The organism is Amycolatopsis sp. ATCC 39116 (assembly GCF_000231075.2).
Classification (GTDB): Bacteria; Actinomycetota; Actinomycetes; order Mycobacteriales; family Pseudonocardiaceae; genus Amycolatopsis_E; species Amycolatopsis_E tucumanensis.
Genome location: NZ_AFWY03000010.1, coordinates 151419 through 177612, shown reverse-complemented (window position 1 = coordinate 177612; position 26194 = coordinate 151419). Strand labels below are relative to the sequence as shown.

Annotated in this window: 29 protein-coding genes; 14 read left to right on the top strand and 15 right to left on the bottom strand. The window is 71.2% G+C overall.

Annotated features, from left to right (window positions below):
- Window positions 1-61: 61 nt before the first annotated feature.
- Window positions 62-889, bottom strand: coding sequence for an LLM class F420-dependent oxidoreductase (locus tag AMY39116_RS0314835; RefSeq protein ID WP_020418426.1), 828 nt, complete (start codon window positions 887-889; stop codon window positions 62-64).
- A gap of 50 nt (window positions 890-939) precedes the next feature.
- Between AMY39116_RS0314835 and AMY39116_RS0314830 the strand changes: the two genes are divergently transcribed.
- From AMY39116_RS0314830 to AMY39116_RS0314820, 3 genes are all read left to right on the top strand, one after another.
- On the top strand, window positions 940-1863 hold the full coding sequence (locus AMY39116_RS0314830; protein WP_020418425.1) for an aldo/keto reductase: 924 nt from the start codon (window positions 940-942) through the stop codon (window positions 1861-1863).
- A 1172-nt stretch (window positions 1864-3035) separates the two neighbouring features.
- Complete coding sequence (locus AMY39116_RS0314825; protein ID WP_020418424.1) at window positions 3036-3914, top strand: SDR family oxidoreductase; 879 nt, start codon at window positions 3036-3038, stop codon at window positions 3912-3914.
- Window positions 3915-3924: 10 nt separating this feature from the next.
- The gene (locus AMY39116_RS0314820; RefSeq protein WP_020418423.1) at window positions 3925-4377 is read left to right on the top strand and encodes a pyridoxamine 5'-phosphate oxidase family protein; all 453 of its coding nucleotides are present in this window, start codon (window positions 3925-3927) and stop codon (window positions 4375-4377) included.
- Here AMY39116_RS0314820 and AMY39116_RS0314815 read toward each other — a convergent pair.
- Window positions 4371-4646 (bottom strand): YciI family protein, encoded by a 276-nt coding sequence (locus AMY39116_RS0314815; RefSeq protein ID WP_020418422.1) that lies wholly within the window; start codon window positions 4644-4646, stop codon window positions 4371-4373. The genes AMY39116_RS0314820 and AMY39116_RS0314815 overlap by 7 nt on opposite strands.
- A gap of 119 nt (window positions 4647-4765) precedes the next feature.
- Here AMY39116_RS0314815 and AMY39116_RS0314810 point away from each other — a divergent pair, with 119 nt between their 5' ends.
- Window positions 4766-5332: a SigE family RNA polymerase sigma factor gene (locus tag AMY39116_RS0314810; RefSeq protein ID WP_026153625.1), complete on the top strand. Its 567-nt coding sequence runs from the start codon at window positions 4766-4768 to the stop codon at window positions 5330-5332.
- Window positions 5333-5372: 40 nt separating this feature from the next.
- Window positions 5373-6497 carry an N-acetylglucosamine-6-phosphate deacetylase gene (nagA, locus tag AMY39116_RS0314805; protein WP_027935930.1) on the top strand — a complete coding sequence of 375 codons (1125 nt, stop codon included), beginning with the start codon at window positions 5373-5375 and terminating at the stop codon, window positions 6495-6497.
- On the opposite strand, the gene AMY39116_RS0314800 is transcribed toward nagA, so the two are convergent.
- Window positions 6498-7175, bottom strand: coding sequence for an SAVMC3_10250 family protein (locus AMY39116_RS0314800; protein ID WP_020418419.1), 678 nt, complete (start codon window positions 7173-7175; stop codon window positions 6498-6500). It abuts the gene before it with no gap.
- A 38-nt stretch (window positions 7176-7213) separates the two neighbouring features.
- On the opposite strand from AMY39116_RS0314800, the gene AMY39116_RS0314795 reads away from it, so the two are divergent.
- On the top strand, window positions 7214-7519 hold the full coding sequence (locus AMY39116_RS0314795) for a hypothetical protein (RefSeq protein WP_020418418.1): 306 nt from the start codon (window positions 7214-7216) through the stop codon (window positions 7517-7519).
- Window positions 7520-7562: 43 nt separating this feature from the next.
- Window positions 7563-8276: a DedA family protein gene (locus AMY39116_RS0314790; RefSeq protein WP_020418417.1), complete on the top strand. Its 714-nt coding sequence runs from the start codon at window positions 7563-7565 to the stop codon at window positions 8274-8276.
- Window positions 8277-8330: 54 nt separating this feature from the next.
- Here the strand turns inward: AMY39116_RS0314790 and AMY39116_RS42865 are convergent, their stop codons facing one another.
- A complete protein-coding gene (locus AMY39116_RS42865; RefSeq protein ID WP_051123532.1) occupies window positions 8331-8633 on the bottom strand; it encodes a type II toxin-antitoxin system Phd/YefM family antitoxin in 303 nt (100 codons plus the stop codon).
- 49 nt (window positions 8634-8682) lie between these two features.
- Complete coding sequence (locus tag AMY39116_RS0314780) at window positions 8683-10074, bottom strand: FAD-binding oxidoreductase (protein ID WP_020418415.1); 1392 nt, start codon at window positions 10072-10074, stop codon at window positions 8683-8685.
- Window positions 10075-10287: 213 nt separating this feature from the next.
- On the opposite strand from AMY39116_RS0314780, the gene AMY39116_RS0314775 reads away from it, so the two are divergent.
- The 4 genes from AMY39116_RS0314775 to AMY39116_RS0314760 all read left to right on the top strand — a co-directional run bounded on the left by AMY39116_RS0314775 (window position 10288) and on the right by AMY39116_RS0314760 (window position 15049).
- Window positions 10288-10812 (top strand): MarR family winged helix-turn-helix transcriptional regulator, encoded by a 525-nt coding sequence (locus tag AMY39116_RS0314775; RefSeq protein ID WP_020418414.1) that lies wholly within the window; start codon window positions 10288-10290, stop codon window positions 10810-10812.
- A complete protein-coding gene (locus AMY39116_RS0314770; protein ID WP_020418413.1) occupies window positions 10809-13439 on the top strand; it encodes an MFS transporter in 2631 nt (876 codons plus the stop codon). Before AMY39116_RS0314775 ends, AMY39116_RS0314770 begins: the two co-directional genes overlap by 4 nt.
- Window positions 13436-14257 (top strand): YceI family protein, encoded by an 822-nt coding sequence (locus tag AMY39116_RS0314765; RefSeq protein WP_020418412.1) that lies wholly within the window; start codon window positions 13436-13438, stop codon window positions 14255-14257. The genes AMY39116_RS0314770 and AMY39116_RS0314765 overlap by 4 nt, the downstream gene beginning before the upstream one ends.
- A 111-nt stretch (window positions 14258-14368) precedes the next feature.
- The gene (locus tag AMY39116_RS0314760; protein WP_020418411.1) at window positions 14369-15049 is read left to right on the top strand and encodes a DedA family protein; all 681 of its coding nucleotides are present in this window, start codon (window positions 14369-14371) and stop codon (window positions 15047-15049) included.
- A 6-nt stretch (window positions 15050-15055) separates the two neighbouring features.
- On the opposite strand, the gene AMY39116_RS0314755 is transcribed toward AMY39116_RS0314760, so the two are convergent.
- Complete coding sequence (locus AMY39116_RS0314755; protein ID WP_020418410.1) at window positions 15056-15991, bottom strand: YafY family protein; 936 nt, start codon at window positions 15989-15991, stop codon at window positions 15056-15058.
- 80 nt (window positions 15992-16071) lie between these two features.
- Here AMY39116_RS0314755 and AMY39116_RS0314750 point away from each other — a divergent pair, with 80 nt between their 5' ends.
- A complete protein-coding gene (locus AMY39116_RS0314750) occupies window positions 16072-16467 on the top strand; it encodes a VOC family protein (RefSeq protein ID WP_020418409.1) in 396 nt (131 codons plus the stop codon).
- A complete protein-coding gene (locus tag AMY39116_RS0314745) occupies window positions 16464-16880 on the top strand; it encodes a YdeI family protein (protein ID WP_020418408.1) in 417 nt (138 codons plus the stop codon). Before AMY39116_RS0314750 ends, AMY39116_RS0314745 begins: the two co-directional genes overlap by 4 nt.
- Here the strand turns inward: AMY39116_RS0314745 and AMY39116_RS0314740 are convergent.
- The 8 genes from AMY39116_RS0314740 to AMY39116_RS0314705 all read right to left on the bottom strand — a co-directional run bounded on the left by AMY39116_RS0314740 (window position 16837) and on the right by AMY39116_RS0314705 (window position 23944).
- Window positions 16837-18318 carry a class I adenylate-forming enzyme family protein gene (locus tag AMY39116_RS0314740; RefSeq protein WP_020418407.1) on the bottom strand — a complete coding sequence of 494 codons (1482 nt, stop codon included), beginning with the start codon at window positions 18316-18318 and terminating at the stop codon, window positions 16837-16839. The two genes, AMY39116_RS0314745 and AMY39116_RS0314740, sit on opposite strands and share 44 nt — an antisense overlap.
- Before the next feature lie 88 nt (window positions 18319-18406).
- Window positions 18407-18820 carry a VOC family protein gene (locus AMY39116_RS0314735; protein ID WP_020418406.1) on the bottom strand — a complete coding sequence of 138 codons (414 nt, stop codon included), beginning with the start codon at window positions 18818-18820 and terminating at the stop codon, window positions 18407-18409.
- Window positions 18821-18939: 119 nt separating this feature from the next.
- A complete protein-coding gene (locus AMY39116_RS0314730; protein ID WP_020418405.1) occupies window positions 18940-19686 on the bottom strand; it encodes an SDR family oxidoreductase in 747 nt (248 codons plus the stop codon).
- A complete protein-coding gene (locus AMY39116_RS0314725) occupies window positions 19683-20324 on the bottom strand; it encodes a nucleoside/nucleotide kinase family protein (RefSeq protein WP_020418404.1) in 642 nt (213 codons plus the stop codon). The genes AMY39116_RS0314730 and AMY39116_RS0314725 overlap by 4 nt, the downstream gene beginning before the upstream one ends.
- A complete protein-coding gene (locus AMY39116_RS0314720; RefSeq protein WP_020418403.1) occupies window positions 20321-21160 on the bottom strand; it encodes a PfkB family carbohydrate kinase in 840 nt (279 codons plus the stop codon). The genes AMY39116_RS0314725 and AMY39116_RS0314720 overlap by 4 nt, the downstream gene beginning before the upstream one ends.
- Entirely contained in the window at window positions 21157-21963 is an 807-nt protein-coding gene (locus AMY39116_RS0314715) for an ATP-binding cassette domain-containing protein (protein WP_020418402.1), read from the bottom strand. The genes AMY39116_RS0314720 and AMY39116_RS0314715 overlap by 4 nt, the downstream gene beginning before the upstream one ends.
- Complete coding sequence (locus AMY39116_RS0314710) at window positions 21960-22943, bottom strand: ABC transporter permease (protein WP_020418401.1); 984 nt, start codon at window positions 22941-22943, stop codon at window positions 21960-21962. The genes AMY39116_RS0314715 and AMY39116_RS0314710 overlap by 4 nt, the downstream gene beginning before the upstream one ends.
- On the bottom strand, window positions 22940-23944 hold the full coding sequence (locus AMY39116_RS0314705; protein ID WP_027935929.1) for a substrate-binding domain-containing protein: 1005 nt from the start codon (window positions 23942-23944) through the stop codon (window positions 22940-22942). The genes AMY39116_RS0314710 and AMY39116_RS0314705 overlap by 4 nt, the downstream gene beginning before the upstream one ends.
- 118 nt (window positions 23945-24062) lie before the next feature.
- Between AMY39116_RS0314705 and AMY39116_RS0314700 the strand changes: the two genes are divergently transcribed.
- A complete protein-coding gene (locus AMY39116_RS0314700) occupies window positions 24063-25073 on the top strand; it encodes a LacI family DNA-binding transcriptional regulator (protein ID WP_020418399.1) in 1011 nt (336 codons plus the stop codon).
- 96 nt (window positions 25074-25169) lie between these two features.
- Here AMY39116_RS0314700 and AMY39116_RS0314695 read toward each other — a convergent pair whose 3' ends face one another.
- Window positions 25170-26159, bottom strand: coding sequence for a glycoside hydrolase family 76 protein (locus AMY39116_RS0314695; RefSeq protein ID WP_020418398.1), 990 nt, complete (start codon window positions 26157-26159; stop codon window positions 25170-25172).
- Between the last annotated feature and the right edge of the window lie 35 nt (window positions 26160-26194).

The following is a 26194-nucleotide window of genomic DNA, read 5'->3' as shown; positions in this document are numbered from 1 at the left end:
CAAGTGAGAAAAGCCGCTCCACCCTGGTGCGGGCGGAGCGGCTTCGGCGGTCTGGAGCGGGTCAGGAGAGCAGGGCTTCGCTGATGGCGCGGTAGCCGGGCAGCGGGTCGTCGCCGAGGACCTGGACGCAGACGTGGTCGGCGCCGGCGTCGAGGTGGGCGGTGATGCCTGCGGCGATCGAGTCGATGTCGCCGTGCAGGGCGAGCGCGTCGATCAGCGCGTCGCTGCCGCCGTTGTCCAGGTCGGCCTCGGACCAGCCGTGGCGGAGCAGGTTGCTGCGGTAGTTGACGAGGTGGAGGTAGGGGTGCTCGATGGTCGGGCGGGCGATGGCGCGGGCCTTCGCCGGGTCGGTCTCCAGGACGACCTTCTGCTCGGGCGCCAGCAGCACGCCGTCACCGAGGACGCGGCGGGCTTCCTTGGTGTGCTCCGGCGTGGTCAGGTACGGGTGCGCGCCCGCGGTGCGCTCGGCGGAGAGCTTGAGCACCTTCGGGCCGAGCGCGGCCAGCGCGCGTGCGGCGACCGGCACGCCTGCCTGGTCCAGGCCGTCGAGGTAGTCGACGATCTTGTCGTAGGGCTTCTGGTACTCCTGATGGGCCTCCGGGTGGCCGATGCCGACGCCGAGGAGGAAGCGGCCGGGGTGCTTGGCCTCGATTCGGTTCCAGGACGCGCCGACCGTGGCCGCGTCGTCCTTCCACATGTTGACGATGCCCGTGGCGACCTTGATGTTCTCCGTCGCGTCCAGCAGCTCGTCGACGATGGTCAGCTGCCCGTCGGGGGAGCCGCCGATCCAGATCGCGCCGAAGCCGAGGCGTTCGGCTTCGCGTGCCAGGTCCGCGTTCAGCTGGTGCCAGCCCCGCCAGATACCGATCTTGCCGAGTTCGATAGCCATGACCGTCTCAACTCCGGCGGGTGGCCGGTGCATTCCTCTACGTTGGCAACATGGCGAAAATCGGTGATCTGGAGGTGTTCCCCCTGAACCTCGGGGGCAACGTGTTCGGCTGGACGGCGGACGAGGAGCAGTCTTTCGCCGTGCTGGACGCGTACGCGGCCGCCGGCGGCAACTTCATCGACACGGCGGACGTGTACATGGCCCGCATCCCGGGCAATTCGGGCGGCGAGTCCGAGACGATCATCGGCAGGTGGCTGAAGCGCCGTGGTCGCCGGGATGACGTGGTGATCGCGACGAAGGTGGGCAGCTGGGCGGCGCGGCCGGGGGTGAGCGCGAAGAACATCCGCGAGGCGGCGGAGGATTCGCTGCGCCGGTTGCAGACTGATTATCTGGACCTGTACTACGCCCACCGCGATGTGGCGGACGTGCCGCTGGAGGAGACGCTGGGCGCGTTCGACGAGCTGGTGCGGGCCGGGAAGGTGCGGCACCTGGGGGCGTCGAACTACAGTGCTTCGCGCCTGGCCGAGGCGCTGTCCATTTCGGACCGCGAGGGGTTCGCCCGGTATGTCGCGGTGCAGCCGCACTACAACCTGGTGGAGCGCGGGTACGAGCAGGAGCTGGCCCCGCTGGTGGCTCGCGAGGGCCTGGCGACGCTGCCCTACTTCGGCCTGGCGCGCGGCTTCCTGACCGGCAAGTACCGCAGCCGCGAGGCGAGCGGCAGCCCACGCGCCGAGAAGGCGGTGGAGTACCTGGACCACCGGGGCGAGCGGGTGCTGGAGGCGCTGGACGAGATATCGGCCGCGCACGGAACCTCCCCGGCCGCGGTGGCGCTGGCATGGCTGGCCGCGCAGCCGACTGTCGTGGCGCCGATTGCCAGTGCCCGGAATGTGGAGCAGTTGGCGGATTTGCTGGCCTCGGTGGAGTTGCGTCTTGATGCGGAGGAGCTGGCTGTTTTGGATGACGCTTCGCAGTAGGTGGGTTGGTGGGCCTGGGGCGCCCGGGCTGGCCGGATTGGGTTGGCCCGGCCCGGTCTGGCCCGGCCCGGTCTGGCCTGGCCTGGGTTGGCTCGGACTGGCCTGGCTTGGCTCGGGCTGGCCTGGCTTGGCTCGGGCTGGCCTGGCTCGGGCTGGCCTGGCTCGGGCTGGCCTGGCCTGGCTTGAGCTGGGCCGGGCTGGGCCGGGCTGGCTTGAGCTGGGTCGGTCGGGGTCGGCCCGACTGGGCCTGGGGCGGCTGGGTTGGCCTGGCCATGGCTGACTCAGTCGGCGCTGGCCCGGCCTGCGCTGGAGGTGGTGGCCGGTCCTGCTGATGCGATCTGACTCTCGGCGGCGCTGGTGGTTCCGCACGCCACGAGTGGGCACCTCGTGCGGGGCGAGCGGCCCATTCGTGCGTTCATGGAGTGCCCACCGGTGCCCGCGTGTGCGAGGTGCCCAGTGGTGCGGCGATGAGATGCCCGCTCGTGTGGCTGTGAGGTGCCCACTCGTGCTGCCACGAGGTGTCCATCCACATGGCGGCGAGGCGTCCCTTGGTGCCTGGGCTGGGCGAGGCGCCCAGCGGTGCGCCGAGGAGGTGTCCAGTCGTGTGGCTATGAGGTGCCCGCTCGTGCGGCCGCGACGTGTCCGCTCGTGCGTTCGCGAAGTGTCTACCGGTGCTGCCACGAGGTGCCCGTTCGCGCCGTCCGGTTGAGGTGCCCCCTCATGTGGCTGCGACGTGTCCGCTCGCGCGTTCGCGAAGTGTCCACTGGTGGTGCTGCGAGGTGCCCACTCGCGCCGTCCGGTCGAGGTGCCCGCTCGTGTGGCCGCGAGGTGTCCGCTCGCGCGTTCGCGAAGTGTCCACCGGTGCCGCCACGACATTCCCACTCGCGGCCCCACGAGCGGTCACGCCGTGGCGCACGAAGCGCCCACCGGCGAGCCGCCGAGATGCCCACTCGTGCCCCCATGACGGAGGTGCCACTCGCGGCCCCCGTAACCGAGATGCCACTCGCGCCCCCGCGAACGGCCTGCCCACCAACCCGGCAACGAAGCACCCACGAGCGCGCCCCCGCGAACCACCCACCCAGCGACGCGCCCCCCGAGAACCGCCACCGACAAAGACCAATCCACCTACTCAGGAGTAGCTTACTCCCGGTAGGTTGGTATATGGTCCGTCCATGGCGAACGTAAAAGGCAAGGTCGTGCTCATCACCGGAGCTGCGCGCGGCATTGGCGCCGGGCTCGCGGAGCGTCTCGCGGCTCGGGGGGCCAAGGTTGCCCTCGTCGGGCTCGAAGCCGACGAGCAGCGCAAGGTCGCGGAACGCATCGGGGACTCCGCGAAGTCCTGGGAAGCCGACGTGACCGACTGGGACGCCCTCGAAAAAGCCACCGCGGGCGTGGTCGAGCACTTCGGCGGCATCGACATCGTCATCGCCAACGCGGGCATCGCCACCACCGGCTTCGTCCGCTCCGTCGACCCCGCCGCCTTCGAAAAGGTCATCGAGGTCGACCTGCTCGGCGTGTGGCGCACCTTCCGCGTCACGCTGCCCCACGTCATCGAGCGCCGCGGGTACCTGCTGGCCATCTCCTCCCTCGCGGCGATCACCCACGCGCCCGGCATGGCCAACTACGCCGCCGCGAAGGCCGGCGTCGAGGCGTTCTCCAACAGCCTCCGCGCCGAGGTCGCCCACCTGGGCGTCAAGGTCGGCGTCGCCCACCCGACCTGGATCAAGACCGACCTGGTCGACAGCGCCGACGCCCACCCGGTCTTCGGCAAGCTCCGCGCCGGCATGCCCGGCCTGCTCGGCAAGACCTACCCGCTGAACGTCGCCCTCGACCAGATCGAGGCGGGCGTCCTCAAGCGCGCCCGCGTCATCCACGTGCCCAAGTGGGTCGGCGTCCTCAAGGCCATCCGCTCGTTCCTCCCGCCGATCGTCGAGCTCGGGGCGCGCACCCGCGTCCCCGCCGCGGACAAGGCCGCGCTCGAGGACATCAAGGCACGCGGCGCGCGCGAAGCCGCCATCACCGGGCATGGTGGACGGGCAGCGATCCACTGAGGAGGCCCGCATGTCCCGCCGCGACCTGATCAAGATGACCCCCGACGAGGTCCTCGCGTTCCTCGCCGAACAAAAGGTCATCAACGTCGCCACGATCAACCCCAACGGCCGCCCGCACCTCGCGCCGCTCTGGTACGTGCCGCGTGGCGACGGGGTCGCGACCTGGACCTACCGCAAATCGCAGAAGGTCGCGAACCTGCAGCGGCTGCCGCAGGCCACCGTGCTCGTCGAGACCGGCGACACCTACGACAAGCTGCGCGGCGTCCAGTTCGAGGCCGACGTCGAGATCGTCGAGGACACCCCGTCCGTGGCGGAGATCGGCTCGGCCATGGCGGAGCGCTACGGCGGCGGCTCGCTCGCCGCCGAGGTGGTCGCCGCACAGGCGGCCAAGCGCGTCGGGCTGGTGTTCACGCCGACGAAGGTCGTCAGCTGGGACCACACCAAGCTCGGCGGCGTCTACTGAACCCAGGCGCCCAGCGTCGGCTTGAACTCCCGCACCGTGAAGCTCTCCAGGGCGCCCTCGACGACGTACGGATCGGCGTCGAGGACGGCCTGGAGTGAGTCGGCGTCCTCGGCCTGGATCAGGAACACGCCACCCGAGTCGTCGGCGAACGGGCCGGCCACCGCGACCGTGCCCTCGGCCGCGAGCTTCGCGAGGTACTCGCGGTGCCGGGGCCGGACCTCCGCGTACTTCCCCTGGTCGTAAACCGTCTGCACCAGGAACCAGGCCATGCGCACCTCCGTCTGAGTACCTGCTCCGCACGCTACCGGGTGAAGTGAATCAACCGATACGCTGGTTCCCGCGTGTACAGCACGTGGACAACGGTCAGGCCGAGGACAGGCGGGAGTACATGCCGGACGGCAGCGCGGAGCGCAGCGTCGAACGCACGCTCGGGCACTTGCGCACCATGGACGGGGTCGCGCCGGCCCAGCCGGCGGGCCCGCTGACGCTGGAGGATCTGTACAAGATCCACCGGATGCGGCTGGTCCGGCTCGCGATCCTGCTCGTCGACGAACCGGCCACGGCCGAGGACGTCGTGCAGGAGGCGTTCACCGGGCTCTACCGCAACTGGGGCAAGCTGCGCGACGCCGCGTCCGCGGTCGCCTACCTGCGCACAGCGGTCGTCAACGGCTCGCGCAGCGTGCTGCGCCGCCGCAAGACCGCGCGCGAGTACGTGCCGCCGCACGTGGTCAACGCCCGCTCCGCGGAGAGCCTGGCGATGCTGTCCAGCGAACACCAGTCGGTGGTGAACGCGCTGTCGAAGCTGCCGCCGCGGCAACGCGAGGTGCTCGTCCTGCGCTACTACGGCGGGCTCTCCGAAGCGGAGATCTCCGAGGTCGCGGGCATTTCGAAGGGCACCGTGAAGTCCACGGCGAGCCGGGCCCTGGAGGCTCTCCAGAAGGCCATGAGTGCCTAAGCTGGTTTAGACCAATATGCTGGAGCCTGTGACGGGTTTCGTGCTGACGGGTGGCAGGCTCGCCCTCCCCGAAGGACTGGTGGACGACGGCTGGCTCGCGGTCTCCGGCGGGGCGATCGCGGGCATCGGCACCGGGACGCCACCGCCGGGTGACCAGGTGGACGTCGGCGGGTGCTACGTGGTGCCCGGTTTCGTCGACGCGCACTGCCACGGCGGCGGGGGCGGATCGTTCTCCAGCGGCGACGCGAAGGAGATCGTCACCGCGATCAAGGCCCACCGCAGGCACGGCACCACCACGATGCTCGCGAGCCTGGTGTCCGATCCGGTGCGCACGCTGGTGGACCAGATGGCCGTGCTGCGGGAGCTCGTCGAGGACGGCGAGCTGGCCGGCATCCACCTGGAGGGCCCGTTCATCGCGTCCGCCCGTTGCGGCGCCCACGACCCGGCGGTGCTGCGCGAACCCGACGCGGCGACCGTCGACGCCCTGCTGCGGGCCGGTCACGGCGCGGTCCGCATGGTGACGCTGGCGCCGGAGCTGAACGGCGGTGTCCGCGCGGTCCGCCAGCTGGCCGAGTCCGGCGTGATCGCCGCGATCGGGCACACCGACGGCACCGAGGAGCAGATCCGCCCGGCCATCGACGCCGGTGCGACCGTCGCGACGCACCTGTTCAACGGCATGCGCCCGCTGCACCACCGCGAGCCCGGCCCGATCGGCGTCCTGCTCGACGACGAGCGCGTCACGGTCGAGCTGATCTGCGACCTGGTCCACGTGCACCCCACCGTGCTGCGGATGGCCGCCCGGTACGCCGGCCGCGGCCGCACGATCCTCATCACGGACGCCATGTCGGCCACCGACGCCGCGGACGGCCGCTACCACCTTGGCCGTCTGGAGGTCGACGTCCGGGACGGCGTGGCGACGCTCGCCGACACCGGTTCCCTGGCCGGCAGCACGCTGACCATGGACGCGGCGTTCCGCAACCTGGTCAAGGGCGCCGGCCTGGCCATCCCCGACGCGGTCCGCGCGACCTCGGGACGCCCGGCCGAACTGCTGGGCCTCGCCGACCGGCTCGGGTCGCTGCGCACCGGGCTCGCCGCCGACCTGGTGGTGCTGGACGCCGACCTCCGGCCCAAGCGGGTGCTGCGGCAGGGCGCCTGGATCGCCTGATCAGGCGGGCGGCTCGACGTGCTCCACGTAGAGCGGCGTCGCGGCCAGCACCGTGCCCGACGGCGTGGGGATCCGCGCGGTGACGCGCGCGTAGCCGGCGACCCAGGCGGCGGTGTAGCGCGGCTGGAACTCCTGGTCCAGCCACCGCAGGACCCGCTTCAGCCACCCGTGGAACAGCTGGTTGTCGTCGAGGTCGCTCCGGCCGTTCTCGACGTTCGCTTCGCGCAGCGCATGGGTGAAGTGCAGCCACAGCGAGAACGTCACGTCCCGCCCGGTCCGGTGCTCCGGGTGCCCGGCCCCGAGCAGGTGGGCGCTCGAGCCGTGCAGCAGCAGGCGCAGCTGCCCGCCGGAGGGGTAGCCGTCGACAGGCTCGCCGACGTCCAAGAAGGTCGCCGCGCTGACCACCACGCCGTAGCTCATCGGCGCCTCGAAGTGCACCCACTGCCCGGGCCGCACGTCCGGGTCGGCGAACCACTTCGGGGCCCGCTCCGAGGCCTCCAGCCGCGCGACCGCGCCCGCGAGCCCCGGCTCGGCCTCACGCGCCGCCTTGCCGACCTTGAGTCCGCCGACCGGAGTGGTCACCTCGGCCTCCACGTCCCGCAGGCCGCGGGCACGCTTCGGCAGGTCGGGAAGCAGCTGCCGGAGCTTCGCCTCCGAGACGTAGACGAGTTCACGCATGTGCCCATCGTGCCGTGCGGTTGATTACGCTGTGCAGGGTGAGCGAGCCGAAGGACCCGGAACGGCTGCTGGCCGAGGCGCTGCAGGCGCAGGCCCGCAGCGCGCCGCACCCCGGCCCGCCCTCGGGCGGGTGGCCGCAGTTCGGCCTGCTGTCCGGCGCGGACGCCAGCTCGCTGGAACGCGAGCGCGCCGCACTGGAAAACCCGGCCAAGCGACCCGCCCCGCAGGCGCCGCGCCGGAACGTTCCCCCGGTCCGCCACCTGCCCGCCTACTGGGTCCTCGGCCTCGCCGCGCTCCTCGGTCTCGCGACCGGCGCGGTCATCGGTCTCATCACTCTCCTGTGAGCCCACATACTGCACACAGGGTCACCCTGTACCGTTTTGTGCTGTGATTCTCGCCGAGACCGCGACCACGCTCGCTCTCATGCCGAAGTGGTTCAACCCGGAGTACCTGCTGACCGAGTTCGGCGCGTACGTGATCCTCGGGCTGTGCCTGATCATCTTCATCGAGAGCAGCATCTTCCCCGTGCTCCCCGGTGACTCGCTGCTGTTCACCGCAGGCCTGTTCGTCGCGCAGGGCTCGATCCAGGCGCCGCTGTGGCTGGTCTGCACCCTGGTGACGGTCGCGGCGCTGCTCGGCAACGTCCTCGGTTACGCGATCGGCTGGAAGGCGGGCCCAGCGCTGTTCCGGCGCCCGGACTCGAGGTTCTTCAAGCAGGAGTACGTCGACAAGACGCACGCGTTCCTGGAGAAGCACGGCCCGAAGGCGGTCGTGCTGGCCCGGTTCGTGCCGTTCGTCCGGACGTTCATCACCTGGATCGCCGGCATCGGCCGCATGGACCCCAAGAAGTACTTCACCTACACGGTGATCGGCGGCATCCTGTGGGCCGGTGGCATCACGGCGCTGGGGCACCTGCTCGGCAACATCTCGTTCATCAAGAACAACATCGAGGCCATCTTCATCCTGATCGTGCTGGTCTCGGTGGTGCCGATCGTCATCGAGTGGGCGAAGGCCCGCCGCGAGAAGAAGCTGGCGGCCGCCGCGGGCCCTGCCGAGTCCGACGCCGAGGTCACGCAGCAGATCCCGCGCATCGAGCGCTGACGCAGACACAAGAAGGCCGCCGCACCCGCTCCGGTGCGGCGGCCTTCTCACGTCTCAGGCGGGCGCGATCGCCGGTAGTCCCATCGACCGGGGTTCGTCGTCCCGGAGACGACGGACCAGGTCGCCCGCTTCGTGGTCGGTCCTGACCGGCCCGGTGGGCCGGGGTACCGGGCCGGTCAAGGTGGCCGGCCGCAGCTTGCCGGTGGCGAGCAGCGCCGAGAGGGGACCCGGCTGCGCCGGGACCAAGCGGGCGACCACTGCGCCGCGTTCGGTGATCTCGACTTCTTCGCCGTTCTTCACGCGAGCCAGGACCCCTGCGGTGTTCTGGTTGAGCTCGCGAACTGACACCCGAGTCATGGGACTGGTGTACTACGAAGACGTAGTACACCAGCGCGGATTGGCAGCGTCAGGTCATCGAGAACATCGAGCCCGGGTTGAAGAGGTTCTCCGGGTCCAGCGCCTGCTTGATCTGCCGGTGCACGCGCATGCCCACCGGGCCGATCTCGCGCTCCAGCCACTCCTTCTTGATCTTGCCAACGCCGTGCTCGCCGGTCACCGTGCCGCCCAGCTTCAGCCCCACGTCGAGGATCTCGTCGAACGCGCGCCGCGCCCTGGCGAACTCGTCCTCGTCGTCGGGCTGGTACACGATCGTCGGGTGCATGTTGCCGTCGCCGGCGTGCCCGACCACGGCGATGCGCAACCCGACCTCCTCGCTGATCCGCTGGCAGCCCGCGATCAGCTCGGCGATCCGCGTCCGCGGCACGGACACGTCGTCGGTCAGCCACACGCCGTACTGCTCCAGCGCGGTCAGCACCACCCGCCGCGCCTGCATCAGCATCCGGCCCTCTTCGAGGTCGTCCGTCGCGTACGTCATCGTCGCGCCGCAGTCGTTGCAGATCTGCTCCAGCGCGGCCAGCTCGCGCCGCGCCACCTCGCCGCCCGCGTCGGACTGGCACAGCAGCAGCGCCTGGCAGTCGGAACCGGCGCCCAAGTCGGTCTTCAGATACGTCTCGGCCGCCTTGATCGAACTGGCGTCCATGATCTCCATCAGCGACGGCACCAGGCCCTCGCGCACGGTCCGCGCCACCGCCGTCCCGGCCGCCTCGGTCGTGTCGAACCCGGCGACGAGCGTGCCCGGCGCCTGCGGCAACGGCTTCAGCGCGACCGTGGCCTGCGTGATCACCCCGAGCGTGCCCTCGCTGCCGACAAACAGCCGCGCCAGGTCGTAGCCCGCCACGCCCTTCACGGTGCGGCGACCGGTCTTCAGCAGCGACCCGTCGGCGAGCACGACCTCCAGGCCCAGCACCGAGTCGGTGGTCACGCCGTACTTCACGCAGCACAGCCCGCCCGCGTTGGTGGACAGATTGCCGCCGATCGTGCACCAGTCGTAGCTGGACGGGTCCGGCGGGTAGAACAGCCCGTGCTTCTCCACGGCGTTGCGGAAGTCGAGGTTGACCACACCCGGCTGGACCACGGCGAGCCGGTTGCCCGCGTCGATCTCGACGATCTGGTCCAGCTTGGTCATCACGAGCACGACGCACCCGTCGATCGCGTTCGCGGCGCCCGACAACCCGCTGCCCGCGCCGCGCGGCACGATCGGCACCTTCGCCTCGGCGCACGCCCGGACGACCGCCTGCACGCCTTCGACGTCCGAGGGCAGCACCACCGCCAACGGCCGGCCCGAGGGGGCCAGCGGCATCATGTCGCGGGAGTAGCTCCCGGTGACGTCCGCATCGGTCAGAACAGCGTCCTTGCCCAGCTCGGCGCGCAGTTTCGTCAGCAAAGCGTCGGTGCTCATGCATCTATGGTAGTGCCCATCACGTCCGCAGTGCGGAAAAAATTTTCCGCAGTGATCGACCACGGAAAATCAGTTGTCTGTGGCAACTAAAGTGTTGTCGACCACAGACGGGTTATTTGAGTGGCGCAACCAACTATCCCGGGTGCATCCTTGACACGAGCAACTAGTTGCTTCGGTCAAATAAGACATCCCGTACGAAGAGAGTGATCGGCCATGCCATCTCCCGTAGAGGAAGCGGCCTTCACGGACACCGAGCTCGACATCGCCGACGAGCTCGGCGTGCAGCTCGTCCGGTTCATGCGGCTCCTCACCAAGGCGAAGTCGCAGGTCGCGAAGCTCGGACCGGACGGGATCGAACGCGCCGCCTACGCGATCCTGTTCCAGCTCGTCCACGACGGGCCGCAGCGCACGAGCAAGCTCGCCGAGGCGCTGCACGCCGAGATCTCGACGATCAGCAGGCAGAGCAGCTCGCTGGTGCAGCACGGCCTGGTCGAGCGCCTCGCCGACCCCGAGGACGGACGGGCCTGCCTGCTCGCGCCGACCAGCGAGGGGCTGCGCGTGTTCGAGGAGAACCGAAGGCAACGCAACCGGTGGCTGGCCGAGGTGCTCGCCGAGTGGCCGGAGGAGGAGCGCCGCGTCCTGAACAGGCTCCTCGACCGGCTCAACACGGGGATCGAAGCTCACGCTCCACAACTCGCCGACCAGATCTCGGCGCGCAGCAAGGGGGAAAGCGCATGACACGCTCCACAAGAGAACAACCGGCGCCCGTCGCGGGCGCCGTCGCGGACGAGGGTCCGCGCCTGACGCACAAACAGATCCTGACCATCCTCAGTGGACTCCTGCTGGGGATGTTCCTCGCGGCGCTGGACCAGAACATCGTCAGCGTCGCGATCGTCAAGATCGCCAACGACCTGCACGGCTTCGACGAGCAGGCGTGGGCGACCACGGCGTACCTGATCACCGCGACCATCGCGACCCCGCTGTACGGCAAGCTGTCCGACATCTACGGCCGCAAGCCGTTCTACCTGACCGCGATCGCGTTGTTCGTGATCGGCTCGGCCGCCTGCACGTTCGCCACCTCGATGTACGAGCTGGCCGCGTTCCGGGCGTTCCAGGGCCTCGGCGCCGGTGGCCTGATGTCGCTGGCCATGACGATCATCGGTGACGTGGTGCCTGCCCGCGAGCGGGTCAAGTACCAGGGCTACTTCATGATGGTCTTCGGCAGCGCGACCGTGCTCGGTCCGGTGCTGGGCGGCCTGTTCTCCGGCTTCGACAACCTGGCCGGCCTCGACGGGTGGCGCTGGATCTTCCTGATCAACGTCCCGATCGGCGTCGTGGCGCTGGCGGTCGTCGCCAGGGTGCTGAACGTGCCGCACCAGCGGCAGGACCACCGCATCGACTGGTTCGGCGCCGTCTCGCTGGCCATCGCCGTGGTGCCGCTGCTGCTGGTCGCCGAGCAGGGCCGCACCTGGGGCTGGGGCTCGACCACGTCGGTGATCTGCTACGCCGTCGCGGCGTTCGGCATCGTCCTCTTCCTCTTCGTCGAGTACGTGATGAAGGACGAGGCGCTGATCCCGCTGCGGCTGTTCCGCAACTCGACGTTCAGCGTCGCGATCGGCGGCGGCACGCTCGTCGGCCTCGGCATGTTCGGCGCGCTGAGCATGATCCCGCTGTACTTCCAGGTCGTGCGCGGCTACTCGCCGACCGAGGCGGGTCTGCTGATGCTGCCGCTGGTGCTGGGCATCATGACCGGTTCGCAGATCTCCGGCCGCATCACCGCGAAGACCGGGCGCTACAAGATCCTGCCGGTGGTCGGCACGGTCCTGATCGCCGCGGGCGCGGTGCTGTACGCGCAGGTGCACTACGACAGCCCGCTGTGGCAGCCGCTGGTCGTCGCGCTGCTGATCGGTCTCGGCCTCGGTGGCTGCATGCAGACGCTGATCATCGCCGCGCAGAACGCGGGCCCGCGCCGCGACATGGGCGTGTCGACCGCGTCGGCGACGTTCTTCCGGCAGATGGGCGGCACCCTGGGTGTCGCGGTCTTCCTGACCATCCTGTTCAACCTGCTGCCGGGCAAGATCGCCGACGCCTTCGGCGGCAACCTGCCCGCGGGCTTCGACCAGAACCAGCTGAGCGCGCTGCAGGCGGACACCAGCGGCCTGCACAACCTGCCGGACGCGGTGAAGGTCCCGATCCTGACCGGGTTCACCAACTCGATGCACGGCGTCTTCTACGTCGCCGCCGGGGTCGCCCTGCTCGCCGCGATCGTGCTGGCGTTCATGAGGGAGATCCCGCTGGCCGGTGGCCCGGCCACGCCCGCGCCGCCGGTCGAGGGCGGCGAGGCGCTGCTGCCGGACGACAAGGCGAAGGCGGAAGCGGAAGCGGACACCTGGGCGGACGCGGACGCCGCGTTCGACGAGGACCGCGAACCCGTGCTAGTCGGTGGGAGGCATGCGTTGAGCGACAACGGACACGGCGAGTACCAGCTCGCCGCCCAGACCGCGCCGATCACGAACGCGGTCGCGAGCGCCGGGGCGGACCAGGCCCTCGGCACCGGCGGGCAGCCGGTCACCGGCACCATCCGGCGCCAGGACGGCACCCCCGTCGGCGGCGCCGCGCTGACCCTGATCGACCAGCGGGGCCGGCAGGTCTCGCGGGCGACCGCGGGCGATGACGGCGGGTACCGCATCGCCGCGCCGGGCGGCGGCACCTACGTGCTGATCGTGTCGGCGACCGGGCACCAGCCGCAGGCGGCCAGCGTGGTCGTCGCGGACGGTCCCGCGCGGCTCGACCTCACGCTCATCGGGTCGGGCGAGCTGAGCGGTGTGGTCCGGGTGGCGGGCAAGGGTTCCCCGCTGGCCGGCGCCACCGTGACGCTGACCGACTCGCGTGGTGAGGTCACCGGGGCCGCGATCAGCGACGCCCAGGGCGGCTACGTCTTCCGCGGCGTCGGCTCCGGCACCTACACGCTGGTCGCCAGCGCCGACCGGATGCGCCCGGTGGCGTCGCTGATCACCGTGCCGGAGAGCGGTGTGCTGCAGCAGGACGTGGAGATCGCGCCCGCCGTACTGCTGGCCGGGACCGCCCGCACCGACGGCGGCCGCCCGGTGCCGGACGCGCGGATCACGGTGCTGGACGCCGAGGGCAACGTCGCCGCGGTCGCGCGGACCGACGAGAACGGCGAGTACGTCGTCAGCGACCTGCCGGAGGGCGACTACACCGTGGTCGCCAGCGGGTACCCGCCCGCGACGAGCCAGGTCAGCCTGCCCGGCGGCGGCGACATCCAGCACGACGTCCGGCTGGGTTACGAGCAGGTCCTCGACCAGCTCGGCGACCCGGCGAACAACGGGGTGGAGCACTCATGAGCGGATTGCGCGCGCAGATCCGCACGGCCGAGGGCTGGGCGGTGGCGAACGCGGTGCTGACCGTGACGGACATGAGCGGCCAGCAGGTCGCTCGTGCCGTCGCCGACGAGACGGGAGCGGTGGTCACCCCACCGCTGCCCGCGGGCGTCTACACCGCGGTCCTCACCGCCGCCGGGTACGCCCCGGTGGCGCGGACCGCGCAGATCGGATCGGACGGGTCTGGCTCGCTCGGCGACCTGGTGGTGACGCCGGTGGCGGGCGCGGTCGAGCTGCCGCCCGCCGGGCCGTGGACGATCGACCCGGTGCACTCCAGCGCTGTCGCCACCGCGCGGCACCTTGGCATCGCCAGCATCAAGGCGCGGTTCTCCGACATCAGCGGCCGCATCGAGATCGGCCGCCCCGCCGAGCAGTCGCGGGTCGAGGCCGAGATCAAGGCCGCGAGCATCGACACCGGCATCAAGATGCGCGACGACCACCTGCGGTCGCCGGAGTTCCTGGACGTCGAGTCCTACCCGGTGATCGGGTTCGTCAGCACCGGGTTGCGGCAGCGCGGCGCCGACACGTGGACGCTGGCCGGGGAGCTGACGCTGCACGGCGAGCGCAAGCCGATCGAGCTGGACCTGACCTACGGCGGTTACGGGCCGGATCCGTGGGGCGGGGTGCGGGTCGCGTTCCACGCGGAAACGCAACTGCACCGGAACGATTTCGCGATCAATTACAACGCGATGGTGCGTGCCGGCGTCGCCGCGATCGGGTCGAACATCAAGATCGAACTCGACATCGAGGCTGTTCAGGGCGAGTCGCTGCCGCAAATGTGAGCGGATCCGCGGTCGCACACCCTGTTCGGTGTGCGACCGCGTTCCGTAACGATCACCTGTTTTCCGCGGATCCGTCGACCGTTGGTTGCGTGCGGCACGTACGCTTTCCGGGTGACTTTCGACTTCGCCGCGTCCGAAGCCGTCGGCGTCGGCTGGTTGAACACAGCCGGCCCGCTGCTGGTCTGGGTCATCGTGCTCAGCTTCGTGTTCATCGAGTGCGCGCTCATCATCGGGCTGTTCCTGCCCGGGGACTCGCTGCTGTTCGCGGCCGGGGTCGTGCTCGCCTCGCACGGGGCGCACGCGAGCGCCTGGCTGCTGTCCGGGGCCGCGCTCGTCGTCGCGGTGGTCGGCAACCAGGTCGGCTACTACATCGGGCAGCAGACCGGCGTCAGGTTCATCGCCAGACGCGGGGGCAAGGTGCTGAACCGGCACAACCTCGAACGGGCGCGCGAGTTCCTCGACCGCAAGGGCTTCTTCGCGATCGTGGCGGCCAGGTGGATCCCGTGGATCCGCACGCTGGCGCCGCTCATCGCGGGCGCCGCCCGGATGGACCCGCGGCGGTTCATGCTCGCCACCACGATCGGCGGCGTGTTCTGGGTACCGACGCTGGTGCTGATCGGCTACTACGGCGCCGGCCTGCTGGACGCGATCCCGTGGGTCAAGACCGTGCTGGTGTGGCTGTCGGTCGCGTTCTTCGTGGTCGGCACGGGGTACGGCTTCGTGCGGTACCGGCAGGAGATGCGCCGCCCGGTCGAGGAAGACCCGGAGAACGAGTACCCCGCGGCGGCCTAGCTTCAGCTAGCCGTACCGCGCCGTCAGTTCGGCGCCGATCCGGGCCAGTTCCGCGCGGACCGGCTCGGGGTCCAGCACCTCGATCAGCGCGCCCCAGCCGGCCAGGTGGCGGGCGATGTCCAGCGGCGTCGGCGCGGCAAGGCGGACCCGGCTGCGGCCGTCCTCCTCCGCGACGACCTCGCTGTGGCGCCCGAACTGGTCCCGCAGCACATCCGCGAACCGCGACTCCACGAGCACCGTCGCCCAGGTGCGGGACCGGCGCCGCTCCACCTCGGCGACCACCTCGTCCCACGCCTGCGCCAGCGTGAAGTCGTCCGGCCGCCCGGCCGGTTCGTCCGTCGCCTCGGCGGCCAGGATCCGGTCCACCCGGAAGGTCCGCCTGCCCCGCTCGGTGCCGGCCACCAGGTACCAGACCTCGTCCTTGTCGACCAGGCCCCACGGGTCGACCAGCCGCTCCGACCGCTCCCGCTTCGAGTTCGCGTACGCCAGCCGCACCTTCCGCCGCCCGATCACCGCAGCCTGCAGGCGGTCCACCAGCTCCGGGCGGGTCTTGTCGCGCTCGCCCCAGCGGGCCGGGTCGATCATCGTCGCGCTCGCCGCGGCCTCCGCGTCCGCCCGGAACGGTCCCGGCAGCGCACGAACCAGCTTGCGCAACGCCGCCTTCGCCTCGTCCGACTCCGCCACCGGCCCGGCGAGCAGGAACAACGCCCGCGCCTCGGCCGCCGACAACCCGCTCAGGTCCGTCCGCGCGCCCCCGACCAGCGACCACCCGCCGCCGCGGCCCGGTTGTGGATAAACCGGGATCCCGGCTGTGGACAACGCCTCCAGATCACGTCGCGCGGTCGCCACCGACACTTCCAGTTCGGCGGCCAGTTCGGCGGCCGTGACCCGGCCGCGGGCCTGCATCAGCAGCACCGCGGAAATCAACCGGTCGGCTCGCACGAAATCCTCTCCGGAAAGTGCTCAGTTGGTGAGCACTTTAGGCGCGAGCATGGTCCTGTCACCGGAGAAAGGACCGAAAAATGTTGCGAGGACTCACCACCGTCACCTACTACGCCGACGACGTCGAGGCCGCCGCCCGCTGGTACAGCGAAGTGCTCGGCGCCGAGCCGTACTTCCGCCGCCCGCTGGACGGACCGCCTGCCTACCTCGAATTCCGCATCGGCGACCACCAGCACGAACTCGGCATCAAGGACAGCCGCTACGCGCCGGAGAAGCCGGGCGCGAACGGCGCGATCGTGTACTGGCACGTGGACGACGTCGAGGGCGCCTTCCGGCGGCTGCTCGACCTCGGCGCCACCGAGCACGAGAAGCCCATCGAACGCGGGCCGGGCTTCGTCACGGCGTCGGTGGTCGACCCGTTCGGCAACGTGCTCGGCGTGATGTTCAACCAGCACTACCTGGACATGCTGCGATGACCACGTACAGCGCGCGCACCGCGGCGGAGTGGCGGGACTGGCTGGCCGCGCACAGCGGCACCGAGCGGGAGATCTGGCTGGTCATCCAGCACAAGGACAGCCCGGTGCCGAGCGTCGGCTACGGCGAGGCGATCGAGCAGGCGCTGTGCTTCGGCTGGATCGACAGCCACGCCCGCAAGCACGACGCGACCAGCTTCCGGCTGCGCTTCACCCCGCGGCGGCCGGGCAGCAACTGGAGCCGGGTGAACCAGGAGCGAGCCGCTCGCATGATCGAGCAGGGCCTGATGACCGAGCGCGGCCAGGAGCAGATCGACCTGGCCAAGGCCCGCGGCGCATTCCCGGACCGGCCCGTGAGCCCCGAGGCGTGCGCTAGTCGCGCAGGCGGCTCTTCTGGATCTTCCCCGCGGGGGTGAGCGGCAGGCTGTCCCGCACGACGATCTCCTTCGGCACCTTGTAGTCGGCGATCTTCCCGGCGCAGAACGACTTCAGGTCGTCGGCGGTCGCGGTGGCCCCTGGCGCGAGCACCACGTAGTAGCGGCCGATCTCGCCGAGCACCGGGTCGGGCACCCCGATCCCGGCGGCCAGCACGACGTCCGGATGCGCGGTGAGCACGTTCTCGACCTCCACCGGGTACACGTTGAACCCGCCCTGCACGAACATCTCCTTGGCCCGCCCACGCAGCCGCACCGCGCCGGTGTCCGTCACGGTCGCGAGGTCGCCGGTGCGCAGCCAGCCGTCGGCGAAGGCCTCGGCCGTCTCCCGCGGGCGGCCGTGGTAGCCGGCCATCAGCGAAGGCGACCGCACGAGCAGCTCACCCGTCCCGTCCGCGGCGGCGTCCACCCTGATCTCGACGTCCGGCAGCGGGTGGCCGACCGTGGTCGCGGTCGTGTCGAAGTCGTCGTCCCACGCCGTCATCAACACGGCGCCCGCGGTCTCGCTCAGCCCGTAGAGGTTCATCACCCTCGCGCGCGGGAACCGGGCGTGCAGGCGCTCCAGCAGGGCGGGCTCGGCGTTCGCGCCGCCGGTGACGACCAGCCGCACCGCCGAGGTGTCCACCGCGTCCAGCTCCGGACGGTTGAGCAGCAGCGTGTGCATCGTGGGCACCCCGACCCACAGGGTGAGGCCCGCGGTGGCGAAGAGACCGGCGATCTCGCGGGGGTCGAAGGCGGGCAGCAGGACCGCGCGCGCCCGTGCGACGAGTGCGGCCAGCACGCAACAGGTGATCCCGCTGACGTGGTTGAGCGGCACGGCGACCGGCAGGACGTCGTGCTCGGTCATGCGCATGTGCCTGGCCTGCGAGCGAGCCGCCGCGAGCTGGCCGCGGTGGGTGAGGACGGCGCCCTTGGGCGTGCCGGTGGTGCCCGAGGTGTAGATGATCATCACCGGGTCGTCCGGGGTGACCGCTGCCCCTGCCTCCGCCGTCGGCCCGTCGACCAGGAGGTCGTCGAAGGTCAGGCCGTCGCCGCCGAAGGTCACCACGGTCTCGACGAGGCCGGCGAGCAGCGCGGGGAAGTCGATACCGTCGTGCGACGGCACGGTGACCACCAGGCGCGCTCCGGAGTCACGCAGCATGTGGGCGAGTTCGTTCTCCCGGTAGCGCACGCTCAGGCCCACCACGACCGCGCCGATCTTGGCCGCGGCGAAGTAGACCACGAGCCATTCCGGCGCGGTGGGGCCGAGGACGGCGATCCGGTCGCCGTGCCGGATCCCGTGCCGCAGCAGGCCGGCCGCGAACCGGTCGGACAGCCGGTCCACCTCGGCGAACCCGATCTCGCGGCCACCGGACAGCCAGCCGATGGCGGCCGGGTCCGCGGCGGCGTCGGCGAGTGCGTCGAAGATCCGGTCCGTCATCGGTCCTCCGGGGGCTGGCGCTTCCACCGCGGTCGCGTGGTGGAACCAGGTTCTCGCGGTCGACCGCGCAGATCAACAGCGCCGGGCCTCAGGAGTCGATGCCGGCCCACACCTCCAGCTGGATCCCGTCCGGGTCGCGGAACACGATGACCGCGGAGCCGGGCAGCGTGCGCGACTGCTTGGCGGGGCTGTACTCGACCCCGTAGTCCGCGAGCCGCTGCTCCCACTGCTTGAGCTCGGCGAAGGTCGGCACCGTGAACGCGACGTGGTCCAGCCCGGTCCGGCGCTCGTCGAACGGGCCGCGCTCGGTGTCCGGGTGCTGCAGCAGGACCACCGAGAACGCGTCGCCGGGGGCCTGGAGCAGCACCTTGCGCAGGCCGGTCTCCGGATCCTCCCGCCGCCCGGTCTCCCGCAGGTCGAGCACGCGCTCGTACCAGGGCACACTCCGGTCGACGTCGGTCACCGTGAGCGCCAAGTGGTGCACTCCGGTCAGCTTCGACATGCAGTCCCTTCTCACCCGATCGAGCCCCCTCAGGAATGACAACGTCCCGTTCGGGTTCCCGGTTTCCACGGGTGTACCTGTGGACAACTCGAACTTTCATCCACAGGCTGTGGACAGCGTCAGCGGCCGCCGCCGACCGGCAGGATCGCGCCCACCGCGTAGGACGCGGCGGGCGAAAGCATCCACAGGACCGCCTCGGCGATCTCCTCCGGCCGGCCGGGGCGCGCGAGCGGGATCGTCGGCGCCAGCCGCTCCACCCGGTCCGGCAGCCCGGCCGCCGCGTGCAGGCCGGTGTCCACCAGGCCGGGCGCCACGGCGTTGACCCGCACCCCCTCGCCGGCCACCTCCTGCGCCAGTCCCCAGGTCAGCGTCTCGACCGCCGCCTTCGTCGCCGCGTAGTGCGTCCACTCGCCGGGCGAACCGGTGCGCGCGGCTGTGGACGAAATGTTGACCACTGCGCCACCGGACCCGCCGTACCGCGTCGACATCCGGCGCACCGCTTCCCGGCAGCACAGGAACACCCCGGTCACGTTGACGTCCAGCACTCGCCGCACCGTCGCCACGTCTTGGGAGTCCAGCCGCCCCGGCGTGTTGCCGGTGATCGCCGCGTTGTTCACCACCGCGGTGACCGGCCCCAGCCCGGCCGCCGCGTCGAACAACGCGATCACGTCCTCCTCGGACGCCACGTCGCCGCGGACGGCCAGCGCCTTCCGGTCCGCGGCGCGAACCCGGGCGGCGACCTCCTCGGCCGCCGCCGTGTCGCTCGCGTAGTTGATCACTACGTCGTACCCGCGCGCGGCGCCCAGCGTCGCGACCGCCGCGCCGATGCCCCGGCTGCCCCCGGTGACGACGAGGACCCCGCTCATATCACGAAGTTCTGCAGCGGCAGGTTCTCCAGCACCAGGTCGGCCCGGCTCGCGGTGGTCTCGATCAGGTCCGCGTTGCGCTGGTCGCTGCCCAGCGCCCGGCCCTTCGCCTCGACCAGCGTGCGGCCGTAGCGGCGGTGCCGGTTGACCAGCCGCTCGATCCGCTCCTGCTCGTCGGGCTTGAGGAACCAGATCTCCTCCAGCAGCCCGGGCACGTCGCTCCACGGCTCCTCGTCGACCAGCAGGTAGTTGCCCTCGGTGATGACCAGCGGCACCTCTGGCGGCACGCACACCGCGCCCGCGATCGGCTCCTCGATCTCGCGCCGGAACAGCGGCGCGTACACCGTCTCCTTGGTCTCCTTGATGCGGCGCAGCAGGCTCACGTAACCGAAGGCGTCGAAGGTGTCCGGCGCGCCTTTGCGGTCGGTCCGGCCCAGCCGCTGCAGCTCGACCTGCGCCAGGTGGAACCCGTCCATCCCGACCACGACCGCGCGGTTGCCGAGCGCGTCGGCCAGCCCGCGCGCCAGGGTGGTCTTGCCTGCCGCGGGCGCGCCCACGATCCCGAGGATGGACCGCCTCCCGCGCGTCACCAGGCCCTCCGCCCTGGTCAGCAGCTCGTCGAACGTCGGACTCGTCATCGCACTCCCAACTTCCCTACCTCCGGGACCCACGTCCGTGGCCCCGCGTGCCGCACCTTCTCCGCGGCCACTCCGTTGGCGAACCGGATCAGTTCCGGCAGCCCGAACCTCCCGACGCCGTGGACCAGCGCACCGTGCCAGACGTCCCCCGCGCCCAGTGTGTCCACCGCGGGCACCCGCGGCACCTCGATCTCACCAGCATCGTCGCTCGTTTCCCAGCGCACCGGGCCGGGGCCGTTCGTCACGACCACCGTGGGCACCCCGCGCTCACGCAGGCTCGGCCCCGGCGCGCGGAACCGCGCCGAGCAGGCCGCGATGTCGACCAGCGGCAGCAGGTCGTCCAGCACCGGTTTCCAGCTGCCCGCGTCCAGCACGACCGGCACGCCCCGGTCCCGAGCCCAGCGCGCCACGCCCAGCGCCAGCCGCGGCAGGTGCCCGTCGACCAGCACGGCTCGGACGCCGTCCGGCAGTTCGGACGGCATGGCGCCCGGGTTCGACCCGGCGTTGCGCGAGACGACGGTCCGCTCGCCGTCGCGGTCACGCACCGCGACGGCGCTCACCGCGGGGGGTTCGTCCTGCTCGGGGGCGATGTCCACGACCCGCACGCCGTGCGCGGCCAGGTCGGCGCGGGCCAGCCCGGCGAGCGGGTGCCTGCCCAGCGCCGTCACCAGCACGGCCTCCTCGCCGAGGGCCGCGACCGTGACGGCGGCGTTGGTCGCCGGCCCGCCCGCGGCCACCTCGACGCCGAGCGACTGCACCTTCTCGCCGGGGGACGGCAGCTCCACCACCCGCTGCACGAGATCGACCGTGCACAGCCCCGCGAGCAGGACGGTCACGCCGACAACCCCGTCCGCACCGCCGACTCGACCTCCTCGACCTGGCCGTCCGCCCCGACGCGCAGCGCGCCGGTGATCAGCCCGACGACCTGGTTCATGCTGGTCGTCTTCGGCGAGACCACGCCGACCCGCTTGCCCAGCCGGTGCACGTGGATGCGGTCCGCGATCTCGAACACGTGCGGCATGTTGTGGCTGATCAGCACGACCGGCAGGCCGCGCTGCCGGATCCGGTCGATCAGCTCCAGCACCTTCGCCGACTCGGCGACCCCGAGCGCGGCGGTCGGCTCGTCCATGATCACGGCCTTGGTGCCGAACGCCGCGGCCCGCGCGACCGCGACGCCCTGCCGCTGGCCGCCGGAGAGCGTCTCGACGGGCTGGGTGATCGACTTGATCTTGATGTCCAGCTCGTCGAGCACCCGCTGGGCCTCGGCGCGCATCTTCGCCGTGTCCAGCTTGCGGACCAGACCGAGCGGGCCACGGCGGCGGATCTCCCTGCCCAGGAACATGTTGGTCGCGATGTCCTGCGCCGGCGCCAGCGCCAGGTCCTGGTAGACGGTCTCGATGCCGCAGCGCCGCGCGTCCAGCGGCGTGCGGAAGTGCACCGGCTCGCCGTCGACGAAGATCTCGCCCGCGTCCGGCACCAGCGCCCCGGACAGGGCCTTGATCAGGCTCGACTTGCCCGCGCCGTTGTCACCGACCACGGCGAGCACCTCGCCCGGTTCGAGGTCGAAGTCCGCGCCGTCGATCGCGGTCACCCTGCCGAAGCGCTTGACCAGGCCGCGCGCCGAGAGTGTCGGGGTCATTTCTGCCTCCTGGCCAGCCGGTCCACGGCCACCGCGGCGATCACCAGCGCACCGGTGGCGACGTCCTGGTAGAGCGAGTCGACGCCGAGCTGGGTCAGCCCGGAGCGCAGCACCGTCACGATCAGCGCACCCATCATCGTCCCGAACACCGACCCGCGTCCGCCGAACAGGCTGGTGCCGCCGAGCACGACCGCGGTGATCGAGTCGAGGTTGCCGAGCTGGTAGGCGTTCGGGTCGGCGTTGGGCACCCGGCCCAGCGCCTGCCACGCGGCGATGCCGAAGATCAGCCCGGCCACCAGGTACACCGACACGATCGTCCGGTTGACCTTGATGCCGCTCAGCCGCGCGGCTTCCGGCGCGTTGCCGACGGCGTAGACGTGCTTGCCCCACGCTGTCCTGGTCAGCGCGTACCAGAGCACGAGGTACATGACCAGCGCGAGCGTCATGCCGTAGGTGACCGGGATACCGCCGAACAGGTAGCGGCGGGTGCCGAGCCAGGCGAGCAGCGAGTCGGGCGCGATCGGCACCGCCTGGCCGTCGGCGACCAGCTTGGCCGCCGCGGTGAGCATGGTGAACAAGCCGAGCGTGACGATGAACGGCGGCAGCTTGACCCGGGTGACCAGCGAACCGGTGACCAGGCCCAGCACGGCCGTGACCAGCACGCCGAGGATGAGCGCGAGGCCTCCGGGGACGCCGCCGACCAGCAGTTTCGCCATCAGCAGCGTCGCCAGGACCATCGCCGCCGCGTTCGACAGGTCGATGCCCGCGGTGAGGATGATCAGCGTCTGGCCGAGCGCGAGCGTGCCGACCACCAGCGACTGCTCGACCACCAGCGACAGGTTGTCCAGCTCCAGGAACGTGCTGGTGGACAACGAGAACACGACGACAGCGACCACCAGCGCGAGCGCGGGCCCGATCGCCGGGGCGCGCAGGAAGAACTCACCGAGCGACTCGCGCCGCTCCACAGTGGACGCCGTCATTTCGTCCCCCAGCAGTTCTGCAGGCCCCACGTGGTGTCCTGGCTGGGCACGCCGGGCATCGGGCGGTCGGTGATCACGACCGAGCCGGTGTCGATGAACCCGCTCGGCTTCTGGCCGGTCTGCGCGTACCGCACGGCGGCGGCGACGCCTTCTTCGGCCATCTTGCGCGGGAACTGCATGACCGTCGCCGCGTACTGGCCGTCGCGCACGTTCTGCACGCCCTGGCAGCCGCCGTCGATCGAGCCCATCAGGATCCGCAGCCCGCGGGCCTGCAATGCGGCGTACGCGCCACGCGCGGTCGGCTCGTTCATCGTGTAGACGGCGTTGAGGTCCGTGCTGCGCTGGAGCAGGTTCTCCATCTTCTGCTGCGCGATGGACTGGTCGCCGTTGGCGTTGTCCCGCCCGACGATCGCCGGATCGCCGTCCTTCAGGCCGATGCCCTCCAGGAACCCGTTGTGCCGGTAGGTGTCCACCGTGCTGCCCGCGGTGCCGTCGATCATGATCACCTTCGGGGCGGCGCCGGCGAGCGCGGCCTTGACGTAGGCGCCCTGCTGCCGCCCGGCCGCGACGTTGTCCGTCGCGTAGGTGGCGTCGACCGCGTCGGCCGGGTCCGTCGCGGTGTCCAGCGCGATCACCATGACCCCGGCCTGCCGCGCCCGCTCGATCGCGGCGAGCACGCCGGTCGAGGAGTTCGGGGTGATCAGGATGGTGGTGACGCCCTGCTGGACCATGTTCTCGATGGCCCGGACCTGTCCGTCGTTGTCGCCGTCGAACTGCCCGGCCAGCGCCATGAACTCGGCGCCCTGGGCCTGCGCGGCGGCGCTCGCCGCGTTGCGCAGCTCCACGAAGTACGGATTCGTTTCGGTCTTCGTCACCAGGCCGACCTTGGCCTGGCCGCTGCCCGCCGGAGCGGAACTCCCGCCCCAGTGGCGTTCGACGGTGCACCCGCTGACGGCCAGCAAGCCGGCCGTGACGAGGCACAGGAGACTCCGCTGTCTCACGCTGCCCTCCCCATCGAGGCTGATCGTTTGCCGACGGGGACGGTAGGAGGGCTTACACTACTCCGGCAAGCGTTTGCGCAAACGCTTGCGGATCGCTCGTGCTCGATGGAGAACTTTGATGCCGTCCAGGCCCACCCAGAAGGACGTCGCCGATCTGGCCGGCGTCTCGATCACCACCGTCTCACACGTGGTGAACGGGACCCGCGCGGTGGCCCCGGAAACCAAGGCCGCGGTGCTGCGCGCCATCGAGGAGACCGGCTACACCGGCGACGCGATCGCCCGTTCGCTGGTCACCGGCGGCACGCGGCAGATCGGCGTGGCGATCTCACTGCTCGCCAACCCGTACTTCGCGGCGCTGATGCAGGCGATCGAACGCGAAGCCGCCGCGGCCGGGTACACGGTGCTGCTCGCCGACACCCACGACACCGTGAAGACCGAGCAGGAGACGGTCCGGACGCTGCGGTCCCGGCGGGTCGAGGGGATGCTGCTGACCCCCGCGGCGGGCGATGGTCGCGTGATCAGCGAGCTGGTGTCGCTCGGGCTGCCGACGGTGCTGATCGACCGCTTGACCATGCGGACCGACGTGGACCAGGTCGGGTCGGAGAACATCCAGTCGACGTCGGCGCTGACCGAGCACCTGGCCTCGCTGGGGCACCGGCGGATCGGGTTCGTCAGCGGGATGCCCGGGCTGACCACGTCCGAGGAGCGGACGCTGGGCTACCGGCTCGGCCTCGGGCGCGGCGGGTTGTCGTGGAACCCGGAGCTGGTGGTGTCCGGGCACTCCTCGCGCGAGGGCGGCGCGGCGGCGACCGCGAAACTGCTCGCGCTGCCGGACCGGCCGACGGCGCTGGTGGTGGCCAACGACTCGATGATGGTCGGCGTGCTGCACGAGGTCCGCAGGCAGGGGTTGCGGGTCGGCGCGGACCTGGCGCTGGCCGGCTTCGACGACGTCGAGTGGTCGGACCTGGTGGAGCCGCCGCTGACCACGATGGCCCAGCCGATCGAGGAGATCGGCCGCCGCGCGGTGCGGTTGCTGCTGGCCCGGATCAAGGACCCGGACCGCCCACACGAGACGGTCCGCCTGCCGCCGCGCCTGATGCACCGCGCCTCCTGCGGCTGTCACCTCTAGAGCGCTCGGCGAGTCCCACGTTCCCGCGCGCGAGTCCCACGCTCACGAACGCGAGTTCTGCGTTCTCGGGCGCGAGTTCCACGTTCGCTGCCACCCTTAGAGCGTGGCCGCCGCCTCTAGGAGCATCCAGGCGCCCAGCTGCACCGAGAGGTCCCGCGCCGGGTGGTTCTTCGGCAGGGGCGGGGTGGGCGCCGGCTCGTTCCACTCCGGACTGAACAGCGGGCCGCCGTAGGCGTCGGCCGCTCCGGTCCACGCCGCCTCCGCGGAGGCGAGCACCAGATCGCGCGCCGCGTCCGCCTCCGGGCCTGGCGGCAACCGGTGCACGGCCAGCGCCAGGTACCGCGCCAGGATCCCCGCGAACAACCCGCCGTCGCCGCCGCCCTGGCCGCGCAGCACCCCGCCCGGCGCGCAATTCGCGGCCACCGCCCGGATCGTGCGCGCTGCCTGGTCCAATTCGGACATCTCCAGGCACGCGCCGAGGAAAACCCCTTGGCAGTAGGTGTAGATCTCCTGCACGAGGTCGCCGCTGTCCACCCGCAGTCCGTCCCACACCACACCCGTGTCCGGGTCGACGAGCGTCTTCTCCATCCAGTCCAGCAGTTCCCGCGCCCGCTCCACGTCACCGGCCCTGGCGAACAGGATCGCCGCCGGCCCGTTCGACGGCGCGTTCTTGAACCGGTCGCCGCGCCGCCACCAGATGCCGCCGCCGCCCTCCGTCGTCCAGCCGGACCGCAGCTCGCCGAGGAAGAAGCCCACGTCCCGGCCGGTGCGCTGCAACGCGAGGCCCAGCCACGCCAGGTCGTCGTAGTAGTCGTTGCGCCAGCTGCCCCGGTTCCGCAGCCGCATCGACGACACGAACCGCTCGATCGCGGCCTCGCGCGCCGGCGTCGGGTCCCGCAGTTGCGCGTCGGTCAGGCAGTCCAGGAGGTGCGCCTGCCACCAGTAGTTCCAGTGCACGTGCAGCCGCTGATCGGGGGTCGCCGGCCAGCCGCTCCGGGCGAGCAGCGTGCCCGGCAGTCCCCAGAGCCGGCGCAGGTGCCGGGTGACGATCGCCCGTTCCGCGGCGGCGGCCCAGTCGCTGTGCATGAACCCATCATGGATTGGCCCTCGACATGTCGCTG